The sequence below is a fragment of the Desulfobaccales bacterium genome (assembly GCA_041648175.1).
GTDB lineage: Bacteria > Desulfobacterota > Desulfobaccia > Desulfobaccales > 0-14-0-80-60-11 > 0-14-0-80-60-11.
The window spans coordinates 78672-90790 of record JBAZPO010000007.1; the positions used below are offsets into that span (position 1 = coordinate 78672).

The window sequence follows — 12119 nt, forward strand, 5'->3', positions numbered from 1 at the left end:
ATGGGAAAGATCGGTAGATTGGCCAGGATACTGCGACATCAAGGAGGCCGGGAGGTGCTGCGGGTCGTGATGAGCCGTTGCCTGGACCGCCTCAATGCGGATAACAACAGCGATCCGGCCACCAACGGAGAGTTTGCCCTCTTACGGGCATATCTCCAACCGGGCATGATGGCCCTCGATGTAGGCGCCAATCTCGGGGTCTGGACGGCGCAGGCCCTGGCCATTCAGCCGTCCCTTCGGGTATACGCCTTTGAGCCGGTATCCCATCTTTTTCAGGCCCTTGAAAAGCGCTTCGCAGGAGATGGGCGGGTAGTCTTAACCAATGCGGCATTGTCGGATCAGAAAGGCGAGACGGAAATTTTCATGGATGGATACTGGGCCGGGAGTAACTCACTATTCTGCCGCCACATCTTCGCTGAGGTCATAAAGGAAACGGTTATGTTGGCCACGGGCGACGCCTTTGTAGCCGAACATAACCCGGGGTTTATCGATTTCTTGAAGTTGGACGTGGAAGGGGCGGAGCTAAAAGTTCTTCAGGGCTTCCGGGAAACCTTCGCCCGGCGGCAAATCGGCCTCTGCCAATTGGAATACGGTGGCTGCTATATCGATGCCGGGGTCTCGCTCCGGGATGTGTTTACCTTTGCCGGTCAAATGGGCTACGGGGTGTCCAAGTTGTTGCCCCGGGGGCTGCGTTTATTGGAACATTACGACCATACCCAAGAAAGCTTTAAGTACGCCAACTATCTGCTCTATCGGGATGCCAATTTGTTGCCTCGCAGGCTTTAAAGAAGGGCAAGCCATCATTTCTGAGAAATCATACCGTATCGTGTACGTGGGGCCCCTGGGCTACGGACAGACCTGTCGGCAAAGAATGGAGGCTCTACAATCTTTGGGCCACCACGTCGTGGGAGTGGACACCAGGTCCCCGGAAATAGAAAGGCGGCGCCACACCCTGATTGAACGGCTGCGACGCAAAGTATGTGGGCCTCGGGATCTGGGGCAAATCAACGATCAGGTGTTCACGCTGGTGGCCAAGTATCACCCCGAAATACTCTGGATCGATAAGGGGCTCATCATCGAACCCCGCACCTTATTGCGAGTCAAGGACGTGTCTCCGAAAACGGTGACGGTGTCATACAGCCCTGACGACATGCTGAATCCCGACAACCAGTCGCCTCAGTATCTGCAGGGGATTCCCCTCTACGATCTTCATGTCAGCACCAAAAGTTACAATGTGCCCGAATTGGGTGAGATGGGGGCCCGGGCGGCTTTGTTTGTCAATAATGCCTATTGCCCGCAGGTGCACCGACCCATGGTCCTGACCCCGGAGGAACGGCGCCGGGTGGGTGGACCGGTGGGTTTCATCGGCACATATGAAGCGGAGCGGGCCGCCCTGTTGGTCTGGCTGGCCCATCAGGGTGTTCCTGTGAAGATATGGGGCCAGTGGCCTAAAAGTGGAATGAGAGGCGTGAAGAACCTCACGGTCATGAACGCATCGCTATGGGGGGAGGAGTATGCCAAAGGCCTTTGTGCCTTTGACATTAACCTTGCCTTCCTGAAAAAGAAAAACCGGGACCTCCAGACTACCCGCACCATGGAGATCCCAGCCTGCGGCACATTTATGCTGGCCGAGCGCACCAATGAGCATCTGGACCTCTTTCTGGAAGGGCAGGAGGCTGAGTTTTTCGGCTCCCCCGACGAACTGTTGACTAAAATCCGCTATTACCTGGACCATGAGGAAGAGCGCCGGCGGATCGCGGCCGCCGGTCTGGCCCGCTGCCGGCGGAGCGGCTACGGCAACCCCGAAACCCTGGCAAAGATATTGAAGCATCTTGCCGATCACCACTTAATCGGGTCTACTCGATGTCAAGAGAATTCTACAATAATTACTTAGAAAATTTTGGAAAAAGAGCGTCGGTAGGCGACTGGTCTAAACCCTATAGCTGGTATCTGCGGGGCTGGCTGCCCCTGGACCTGGAGGCGAACATCCTGGAGTTGGGTTGCGGCGAGGGCCATCTGCTGGCCGCGTTCAAACGGTGGGGCTATCGACAGGTTAGGGGCATTGACCTTAGGCCCGTAGCCGTCGCCTTTTGCCGCACCCGCGGACTGGAGGCGGAGACTGTGGATGCTCGGGACTATCTCAAAGGCCGCACCGGGGAATTCCAGACTATTCTTGCCATCGATGTGTTGGAGCACCTGACCCGGGAAGAAGGGCTGGATCTCTTAGAAGGCGTGCATCTTGCCCTACGTCCCGGAGGAACGGTGATCCTTCAGGTGCCCAACCTGGCGTCTCCCTTTGGCGGAGCAATTTTCTTTGGGGATATAACCCACCGCACCGGCTTCACCGAGACCAGCATTCGCCAGGTTCTGGGCCTGGCGGGGTTCTCCCAGGTGGAGGTGCGGCCTACTGGACCTGGCCTTTGGAGCACCAAATCGACTATAAGGTATCTGCTCTGGCAAATGGTGCAGCTTTTGGTGCGGCTGTGGAACGTCATTGAATTTGGGGGCACCGGTCCATCGGTGCTAACCCGGGTGTTGCTGGCTCGGGGCCGGGCATTGCCGGAAAAGGACATGACGCCGATGAATAAAGATACCATCGCAACAGGCTTAATGGTGGATGGCGCCCCACATTCCGTTCTTTAAACAAATCACTCAAGAAAGCTGACATTACCAATCATGTATGTTGTTATCCTTGCAATCGCCTCTCTGACATCGTGGGGCTATATATTTCGATTTTCACAACTCAGAAGCCCATTAGGATGGGCTTCCCCCACAGCCTTGTTTGCCTTTGGAACAATTGCCTTTTACATTGTCCCTTCATTTTACTGGCAATTAAGACCTTGGCAGTACTCTGTACCTCCTTATTACGAAGGCATTCCCCTTGTGTTTATGTCCGTACTAATCTCTGCATCCCCTTTCATCATTAAGAATTTAGTCTTCCCTACTCAGACGATCAGTTCTCGGTTAAGATTGCTCGTTCTACCTATACGACTTAACAGCAGATGGTTGTTATTGTTTATCCCTCTGGGTGCGGGAATTCTCTTGCGTATATACTTGATTGTAACTTTAGGTTGGCAGGGAAGACTGGCGCACGAGGCCCCTTCTTTTCTAGGTTCTCAAGAATTAGGCTTGATCATGTTGAATTTTACCGCTTACTATCCTGCTATCTACTTCCTGCTGTTCGCTCTAGGCAACAGATTTCAACGCCGCATCGGCGCGTCGATATGGATATTCGATGGCTTTTTTGTGGTTTTTCAGCTATCCAGAACGGTGATCTTTCGTTTTATAGTTATCTCACTGATTTACTTAGCCTTGCTCGGACGCAGAATATCTCTTAAGCGCTGGACAGTTGTCGGAGTGGCGGCTATTTTAATTATGTCATTTGTTTCCGCAACTCAATACGTTATGGGCGATGTAATGAGCCATCGCATGTACTTGACCCCATTTGAGGCTTCTAGAGCTCTTGAGAAGGGCATTACCTCATATTTATTGGGTGAGGTTCAGGAATCACATGTTACCTCTGAAAGTAATGTATTTCTGATGCCTTTAGATGATTCGATGTACAGGCTGTATGAAGCAAGGTCTGCTTCTGCTGTCATGTCAAGCTTTCCACAGCCAAATCCTTATATTTCTGGGGAGAGTTTTATTAACATTGCCTATGCTATTATACCTCGTTATCTTTGGAATGATAAGCCATCACTTGGCAGTATACATGAAATTACGAATATGATTATGTATCCTGAAATAGGTAATCCCCTTGGCACTCTTTCAGAGTTGTATATCAATTTCGGTTTTTTAGGCGTTCTGTTTGGTTCTTTTGTCTGTCTATTAATATGTTGTAAATTGGAGGGGATTTTCAGCTCAACATCTCCCATAAGAATCTCGTGGGTTGCTGTTTACCCTTTTATTGCTGAACAGCTTATAATGGCAAGTTATAACTTTAGTCAGCGGATTTCAGAAGGTATTAGGGCTCTGATTGTTCTTCTTTTGATTGGCTTGCTTCTCCGGCTGACGTCGACTACAACAGTTCGGGGGGCCAGTGGTTTTTCAAATCCCAACGTTCCTTCGTAACGCAGACTTTTTAGCTCATCAATAAAATCGCCTATGTCTATCCACAGACCATGGAGACAGATAGTCATCTTTCGTCAAGGGCGCATTGGTGACACACTGGTCGCATTTCCTCTTATTGAATCGCTCCACGATCTCTATCCGGGAACCCCGCTGGTGTACTGTACGCAACACAAGCCACCGGTTGAACAACTGCAAGGCTACCATGTCATCGGGATGAGCCCGTTCGTCAGCGAGGTAATAACCTATGATTTCACTGACAATCCCCTAAATATCTTCTTCAAACTTAAGGCTCGGCTTAACGTCGATAGCCAGGACTTGCTGCTCTATCTGCCCTACAATAGAGTGGAACGATATCAGATTATTCGTGATTGGCTGTTTTTCAGAGCGCTGGGTTTCAGGAATGCAGCCTGTTTCCGAGAAGCATGGAGGTGGACCAACCTGCGCCGGATACGAGGCTTTCAGCCACCAAGGGAGGCCGAAAGGCTTTTGAGCTTCGTCCGGTCAGCGGGGATCCCAATAGCGTACGGGGGGGCATGTTCCGTCAAACTTGATGAGTCATATGCTGAGGCCAAGTGGAAAGAATGGGGCCTCGATGGCAAGCAGACTCTCGCGATCTGTCCCGGCACCAGGATGCAAGCCAAGCAATGGCCGGTGGAGCGGTACATCCAACTTGGAATTGAATGGCATAGACGCACCGATATGGCACTTATCGTGGTGGGGGGGGCAAACGAGGCGGATCTTGCCAACCACATCGTGAGCCGCTGGGGCGGATATGGCTTCTCTGCCTGTGGCGCCACATTGAGTCAAACCGCGGCGATTCTGTCACGGGTGAGGGCATATTGTGGAAATGACACCGGCTGCATGCACCTGGCAGCCCTCCTCGGCATTCGGTGCGTGGCTATCTTTTCGGCCCGCGATGTCAAAGGACTCTGGTATCCGATGGGCAACGGGCATGTGGTGATCCAGGAAGACGTTGACTGCCGGTTATGTCAACTCGAAACCTGTTTACACTCTCCCCCGCCATGCCTTGATGCGGTTCAGGTTACGCGGGTCCTGAAAGGGCTTGAGGAGATTATTGCAGATGAACGCAATCGTCCAAACTAATTCCGACCGATGAAAAAGCCCAGAGTACTGCTTCTTCACAGCGATGTATCACCATATAGGCTGCCTCTCTTTGATTCGCTTGGTAAAGAAATCGAATTGACCGTATACTTTTGCGATTACAAACCATCACGACGAAAGTGGATAGTACCCGAAGGAGATTACAGCTTTCGCAGTGAGATATTGAGATGCCTCAATGTTGGCCCTTTTATGATAAACCCAACGCTAATCAAGGCGCTTATCTCAAACACCTTTGACATCTACATATTGGGTGCAGACTCAAGAATAATTGTATCTCTCATTACTGCCTTTGCTTTCGCAAAGTTCCTGAAAAAGCCTTTGATAATCTGGTCAGGCTCCACAGAGAACAATTACTTCGAAGCATATAAGAGGTTGGCTGACAGGTATGTGCTGAGTCCCATCTATAGCTTTATCCACCGTTATTCCGATGCGTTTATTGCTTATGGTGAGGCCACAAGAGAATATCTGCTTAACCGACAAGCAGCGCCTGAAAAAATCGTTTCGGGTACTCAAGCTCTGCAATCTGAACAGGTCTTTGCCAGGGATTCTTCTGTAAAGCCACCAAATCGGCAATTTGAGGGGAAAAAGGTCATCCTCTGCATCAGCTATTTCGATAGGCGAAAAGGGATCGATTATCTGATCGAAGCCTATAAGATGCTCAAACGGGATGATACCGTGCTCATAATAGGAGGGAGCGGCGTTCATGAAGGATTTCTAAAAACCCTAGCATCAGGTAGAGAAGATATCCTTTTCACGGGTTATCTGCATCAGGATGAGAGGGCATATTATTACTCTACTGCCGATATCTTCGCATTCCCGACTCTATCGGATGGATGGGGATTAGTTGTCAATGAGGCAATGATGTTTGGGCTGCCAGTAGTGGTTACCAGCGAAGCCGGTTGTGCCAGGGAATTGATAAAGGGTAACGGTTTTGTCGTGAGGCCCGGCAGTGCGGTTGAAATTAAACAGGCGCTTGAATCGCTCCTGGATGATGAAGAGCTCAGAAAAAGGATGGGAATCAAATCAAAAGAAATCATCGGACATTTTACTATCGAGAACGCCAAAGATGTGTTCCTCCGCGCCATAAGAACCGTCTTAGCCCCATTAAAACCAGATGATGCAATTCCGTCTTTCCCTATCACCACTGACGAAGAGCCGCTGGAAGGTGTCAGCCTCAAGGCACGGCAATCAACTTGAACAAACAAGGATCTGAGGGTAACCATGATTTTGCCTTTCAACAATCTTAATATTTCATCATCGGACCTTGTCCTGGAAGTGGGCAGCGGCCACAGACCGACGTATAGGGCTGATGTTTTGTGTGACAAGTATCTGACCAACGAGGAGAGGGGGGGAGACTTGGTTAAGGACCGCCCAATATTCGCAGCGGATTGCCATAGCCTCCCCTTTGTGGATAAAGCCTTCGACTACATCATATGCAATCAGGTACTCGAGCATGTGCACGACCCCTTAAAGTGCTGCAGCGAGCTGAGTAGAATTGGCAGAAGGGGATACATTGAGACTCCCTCGATGATTTGGGAGATGCTGCACCCCTCAAGGAAGTACCATAGATGGTTTGTACTGCTGGTTAAAGGCACACTTGTGTTTTATAGCAAAGAGAAGGCTGGAGATAGTTCCCTGTTAGGGAATTTGTTTGATATCATGTACTCGAATTCATTGGAATATCATTTGTTTTTTCGGGCCTTTGATGAACTATTTACAGTAAGACACGAGTGGCACGACCATATAGATTGTGTCGTTGACCCCACAGATGACGAACTTGGGACTTTATGTTCCAAGCCATGGGGCCCTAAAGAATACTCGATCTTTTGCAAGACACGAACACTGCCGGAACAGGTCTGCGCTTTAACAACGAACGTGTGCTGGACCACCCTCCTGTTTTTGCTTTATAAACCCAGGGAACTGCTGGGCAGGGTCCTCAGGTATTACAGGAATCGGAGGCTCCGGCTTGACTTGGCGAACCTACTTGCGTGTCCGCAGTGCCTGGGAAGTATGATAATATCCTCTTCGCACATGAAATGTGTCAAATGTGGAGCCGCATATGAATACCGTGACGGTATTCCCTGCTTGATCCCTGAGGCTTTCTGCGCGGAGGACAAGGCTCTTCATCTTACGGCGTCCCCTCCCTTAGGACTTCTTTAGAACCTTTAACATTCGGATGGAACATCTGTGAAGCTCCTGTTTAGCTCTCTATTCCTCCCTTCTGAGCAAGATGGCCTATCTTATTCAACAAGACATCTTGTAAAGGAGTTTATCGCTAAGGGGACAGACGTAACCGTATATACGACAAATTGGAGATGGAATAGTTCAGATATTAGCCGATTCAAGTCTGATAAATTACAAATACACGCAGCCCATTTTAACAACAGTTTTGATTTATCTTTTGGAGCTATTCTAACTTTCTGGCGAACGGTCCGGAATTTCGACCTTGTACATTTTAACAGTATTTATTCGGTTTCCACGGCAGTCGGAGCTTTGCTCTGCAGGGCCTTTCGGGTACCTTATACCATCTCGCCTTCCGGGAACTTCCTGCCCTCGATAGACCCTGAAGATAACCGCGGCATAAGCGGGGCAGCCAAGAAGAGGCTTTTTTTCAAACTCTTAGCAAAAGAGGCTTTGAAGAAGGCATCAATGATCATATGCCAAAGTCAGTCTGAGATGGAGGTGTTTCGAAAACGCACTTCGCTGCATAACGTGACAATCATACCCAACGGTTTAGATCCATCAACGTATTTGGAGGTCGTAGATCCCTCGATAATAGATCAAAAGCTGGGGTTTGGACGTCGCAAGAACATGTGCTTATTCCTCGGACGGTTCTCTGAGGAGAAAGCCTTACCCTTTCTCTTGGAGGCCTGGGCACTTGTTATCAAAAGACAGCCGGACGCAACTCTGGTGTTGGCAGGACCGTGCGACGGAGGTTTTCACGCCCGCCTTAAGGGTTATGTGGAAAAATTGCCCGACCAGGCTTCAGTGGTCTTCCCGGGAGCTGTCAGTGGAGACCTTAAGATAGCTCTGCTTCAGAACTGCAAATGCCTCTTGTTGCCATCTTACTTCGAGAGCTTTGGAAACGTTGTCCTTGAAGCCCTGGCATCGGGGAGGCCGGTGATAGCGAGCGCCGGCACTCCCTGGCAAAGCCTTGAGTCATACCGGCTCGGGAAATGGATCAAGTGGGAGAAAGAGATCTGGGCAAATGCGATATTAGAGTTAATGTCGGACGATTACTACAATACGCAAACTTTCAGGAATTATTCCAGGCAGTGGGTCGCTGATAACTTTGAATGGGACCACATAGCTGACCAATATCTCCGTCTCTATTCGAACACCCTCATGGGAGACCGCCGTGCGCTTCACAAAAGTATTGCTGATCACACCTCCGGTTAAAACGGAGTTAGGCCCTGTTCGGCCTATCATAGGGTTAGGCTATCTCGCCCAAATACTCTTGGAGAACAACATAAACTACGCTGTTTTTGATATGTTATTGGGATATTCTTATGAAAATCTGAGAGATAAAGTTGACGAGTTTAAACCTGATCTCTTAGGAGTCAGCCTTTTCAGTAATAGATACAAGGTAGCATATAAAACTATAAGGGATATCAAGTCATATTTCCCATCGATGAAGGTGGTTGTTGGCGGTCCTCACGTTTCATGTCTTGGGAGTAAAGTTCTGGATGATTGTGCTGCGGTGGATTACGCAGTAGTTCGTGAGGGAGAGTTTGCTCTTTTGGAGTTATGCAAAGGGACTGAGTTAAGCCAAATCAAGAATCTTATCTACAGAAAAGATGGGGGAATCGCCGAGAACGCGGGAGAGCTTATCCGTGACCTTGATTCCTTGCCTTTGCCAACGTATGCCGGGTTCGAGATAGACAGATATATACGTGAGAAATCACTCATATCATCGAGAGGGTGTCCTCACAATTGCACGTATTGCGCAGTGAAGCTAGTAAGCGGCAAGCTGGTAAGATTGAGGAGTCCCAAGAATGTGGTCGATGAGATGGAGTTCTGGTACAGGAAGGGATACAGGCAATTCAGTTTTCAGGATGACAATTTCAATTCGACTCGCGCCAGGGTATTTCAGATATGCGAAGAGATAAAAGCCCGGGGCCTTCATGGACTTTTTCTGCGCTGCGCTGGAGCCAGGGCAGATAAGCTTGACCATGACGTGCTGAAAATGATGAAAGAAGTAGGTTTTAGGACTATTGCCATCGGAGTGGAAGTTGGAAATAACAGAATGCTTGAAATCATTAAGAAAGGTGAGAAGTTCGAGGATATTGACAACGCGGTCAAAGAGGCCTGTAGACTAGGATACGATGTTTATCTTAATTTTCTTGCTGGTGTTCCTTATGAGACTCTTTCCGATGTTGAAGATTCTGTAAATTTCGCCCTTAAGTATCCTATCTTCTACGCTGAATGGTCAAATATCATTCCCTATCCAGGCACCGAACTTTTCGACTGGCTCTCCCAAAAAGGGTACCTCTTGAAGCAACCGGATGAGTATCTGAACGATGAGTCCACCGTTTCTGATATTCCCGTCTTTGAGACTCCTGAATTATCTCTCCAAATGAGAAAAAAGATTCTCCGCCGATTAAAACAGCTACGAAAAAGTATTTTACAGAAAGGGATACTTCGTCGCCTTGAGCGTCAGGGGATGATATGGGGTGTGAGACACATTATCGCCTATGTAGCATCGCGCAATTTGTTTACCAAACTTTTATTCCAAAATAGACTACGTCACTTGGCGGATTTAGCCCGGTTTAGGATTTATATGAACTATGAAGAGGGTTGAGAAATCACTACAGGCAGCATAAGTGTGGATTCACCTCTACTAAGCCAATGGAAACGAATGAAAAAGGGCAGAGGAGATGCCGCGCACTCTAAGGCGAGAATGAATATCTGGATACTTGAAATAGGTGAACTGCTGCCATTGAACCCTGACGTTCGAAGGATGAGGGTGGGGTTGCTCGCTCAAAAACTGGTGGAGCGAGGCCATAGGGTGCGGTGGTGGGCTAGCGCTTTTGAGCATCAAAGAAAGATCATGTTGTTCGAGAAAGACACCATCGTGCAGGTTTCTCCAGGCATTACGCTGCAAATACTGCGAGGCTGGGGATATCGCCGCAATATCTCACTGGCGCGATACATTGACCACCGGATCATAGCGCGTAAGTTCCGTTTGCTCTGTCGCAAGATGCCTTTACCTGATGCCGTCATAGCTCTTCTACCCTGTCACCGATTGGCGTATGAAGCAGTGACCTTCTGTAAAGAGAATAATATACCTATCATTGTTGACATAGAAGACAAATGGCCCTCGATTTTCGTAGATCGACTTTCCAACACTCCTTTGTACCAGATTGGGCGATTTGCCTTAAGCGGAGAGATGAGATGTGCTCGCACTGCGTTGCGGAGAGCGGACGCTCTTTGCGCCGTCTCTTCGTCTTACATGGACTGGGCTCTTGAGAACGCGGGAAGACCACGCACCGCATGGGATAGGGTCTTTTATTTAGGCTATGAAAGGATGCCAAGCTCATCTGGATACGCCTATGAAAGTGGAGAAGAGCCTTCTTGGTTAAGCGAAATGGAAGGACAGACAATCTTTGCTTTTATCGGAACCTTCGGTATGACATACGACTTAAGGCTTGTCGTCCAGGTAGCACGTAGAATGTGGAATAACGGTCGCAGAAACGCATCTTTCATTCTCGCAGGTGCAGGAGAGCGCTTACCAGCAATTAAGAAATACGCAGAAGATTTGCCGAACGTATCTTTTCCTGGCTGGATCAATGCAAAGGATATCCAGTCGCTTCTTCGGCGGGCGAGTATCGGGCTACTTCCCTATGCAGTAAATGCTCCCCAGAGCCTTTCTTATAAGCCTTTTGAATATCTCTCGGCAGGACTTCCACTGGTGTCCTCATTGAGTGGTGAGATGGCAGAAATGATAAAAAGTTTTGGCTTAGGGCAGAACTACCACGCAGGAGATCCAGAGAAGTTGCAACAGTGTATCGAGACTTTCTTGGACGATGAGGCATTGCGGGAAGAGATGTCCCACAATGCATCAATCTTTTACTCGAAGCATGGAGATGCTGACAAGATTTATTCGGATTACTCTGAGCATATAGAAAGGTTTGTTGAGGCGCAACACAGATAACGGCATGAATAATAGAATAAAAAAGGTTGTGAATTGTGTTCAATGAACCGAATTTGCGCGACGGCCTGAAAGCGGGCGGCGCTCCGGTAATGTGGGAAAGGGTGGTGCGGGAGGCCCTGACCACCATGGGTGGACTGGTGCCGCCAGGGAGCCAGGTTTTGGAGGTCGGGTATGGGGATGGCCTCTTGACCTGCTTTTTGTGCCAGGAGCTGGGCTGGCAGGTAGTTGGTTTGGAGGTTGACCGGCAGGCCCAGCTTTTGGCCGAGCAGCATGCTGTGCATTACGGCCTTGCTAATCGCGTGGAGTTTCGCTTTTGTGCCTCCGACAAGACTCGAAGTCATAGTGGGCAATACGATGCGGTGTTTATCAAGACAGTTCTCTTATATTCCTCAACCCTGGCAGAATATGACCGATGGTTAGATTGGATTTTATCTGTGCTGCGGCCTGGGGGAGTCTTCATTAGTTTTGAGACCGGGAGAGCCAATGCCCTGACCCAGGGCTATCGTCGCTTGCGACGGCGTAGCTATACCGACGTATGCTTGTATACGAGTCAGGTGGAGGCCCTCTATGATGCTCATTTTGATATCATCGACCGCCGCTGCTACGGCGGCTTAAGTCAGTTTCTGGCGCCGGTGCCGTTACTCTACCACCTTGCTTATCGAATCGAAGAGACCCTGCGGCCTCGCCACGCAGATAACTCCTTTATCATCTCGATCATCGCCCGGCGTCCCGGCTGACTTCAAGATTCCCAGAAATTAGCAGAAAGGACTTT

11 protein-coding genes are annotated in these 12119 nt (G+C 49.3%); all 11 read left to right on the top strand.

The window, feature by feature from the left end; all coding sequences use genetic code 11:
• The 11 genes from WC600_08435 to WC600_08485 all read left to right on the top strand — a co-directional run bounded on the left by WC600_08435 (position 1) and on the right by WC600_08485 (position 12084).
• Positions 1–786 carry an FkbM family methyltransferase gene (locus tag WC600_08435; GenBank protein MFA4902758.1) on the top strand — a complete coding sequence of 262 codons (786 nt, stop codon included), beginning with the start codon at positions 1–3 and terminating at the stop codon, positions 784–786.
• 103 nt (positions 787–889) lie between these two features.
• The gene (locus tag WC600_08440; protein ID MFA4902759.1) at positions 890–1894 is read left to right on the top strand and encodes a glycosyltransferase; all 1005 of its coding nucleotides are present in this window, start codon (positions 890–892) and stop codon (positions 1892–1894) included.
• Positions 1864–2643: a class I SAM-dependent methyltransferase gene (locus WC600_08445; GenBank protein ID MFA4902760.1), complete on the top strand. Its 780-nt coding sequence runs from the start codon at positions 1864–1866 to the stop codon at positions 2641–2643. The genes WC600_08440 and WC600_08445 overlap by 31 nt, the downstream gene beginning before the upstream one ends.
• Before the next feature lie 369 nt (positions 2644–3012).
• On the top strand, positions 3013–4071 hold the full coding sequence (locus WC600_08450) for a hypothetical protein (GenBank protein MFA4902761.1): 1059 nt from the start codon (positions 3013–3015) through the stop codon (positions 4069–4071).
• A 33-nt stretch (positions 4072–4104) separates the two neighbouring features.
• Complete coding sequence (locus WC600_08455; protein MFA4902762.1) at positions 4105–5175, top strand: glycosyltransferase family 9 protein; 1071 nt, start codon at positions 4105–4107, stop codon at positions 5173–5175.
• A 9-nt stretch (positions 5176–5184) separates the two neighbouring features.
• Entirely contained in the window at positions 5185–6390 is a 1206-nt protein-coding gene (locus WC600_08460; GenBank protein MFA4902763.1) for a glycosyltransferase family 4 protein, read from the top strand.
• Between the two features lie 24 nt (positions 6391–6414).
• Positions 6415–7353, top strand: a complete 939-nt coding sequence (locus WC600_08465) for a methyltransferase domain-containing protein (protein ID MFA4902764.1) — start codon at positions 6415–6417, stop codon at positions 7351–7353.
• 27 nt (positions 7354–7380) lie between these two features.
• Entirely contained in the window at positions 7381–8592 is a 1212-nt protein-coding gene (locus WC600_08470) for a glycosyltransferase family 4 protein (GenBank protein ID MFA4902765.1), read from the top strand.
• Positions 8552–9994, top strand: coding sequence for a radical SAM protein (locus tag WC600_08475; protein ID MFA4902766.1), 1443 nt, complete (start codon positions 8552–8554; stop codon positions 9992–9994). Before WC600_08470 ends, WC600_08475 begins: the two co-directional genes overlap by 41 nt.
• A 57-nt stretch (positions 9995–10051) precedes the next feature.
• Positions 10052–11347, top strand: coding sequence for a glycosyltransferase (locus WC600_08480; protein ID MFA4902767.1), 1296 nt, complete (start codon positions 10052–10054; stop codon positions 11345–11347).
• Positions 11348–11382: 35 nt separating this feature from the next.
• Positions 11383–12084: a class I SAM-dependent methyltransferase gene (locus tag WC600_08485; protein ID MFA4902768.1), complete on the top strand. Its 702-nt coding sequence runs from the start codon at positions 11383–11385 to the stop codon at positions 12082–12084.
• Positions 12085–12119 lie beyond the last annotated feature (35 nt).

Coding starts and splice junctions, on each gene's coding strand:
- WC600_08435 (MFA4902758.1), top strand. CDS start 1: ATGGGAAAGATCGGTAGATTGGCCAGGATACTGCGACATCAAGGAGGC.
- WC600_08445 (MFA4902760.1), top strand. CDS start 1,864: ATGTCAAGAGAATTCTACAATAATTACTTAGAAAATTTTGGAAAAAGA.
- WC600_08455 (MFA4902762.1), top strand. CDS start 4,105: ATGTCTATCCACAGACCATGGAGACAGATAGTCATCTTTCGTCAAGGG.
- WC600_08460 (MFA4902763.1), top strand. CDS start 5,185: ATGAAAAAGCCCAGAGTACTGCTTCTTCACAGCGATGTATCACCATAT.
- WC600_08465 (MFA4902764.1), top strand. CDS start 6,415: ATGATTTTGCCTTTCAACAATCTTAATATTTCATCATCGGACCTTGTC.
- WC600_08480 (MFA4902767.1), top strand. CDS start 10,052: ATGAAAAAGGGCAGAGGAGATGCCGCGCACTCTAAGGCGAGAATGAAT.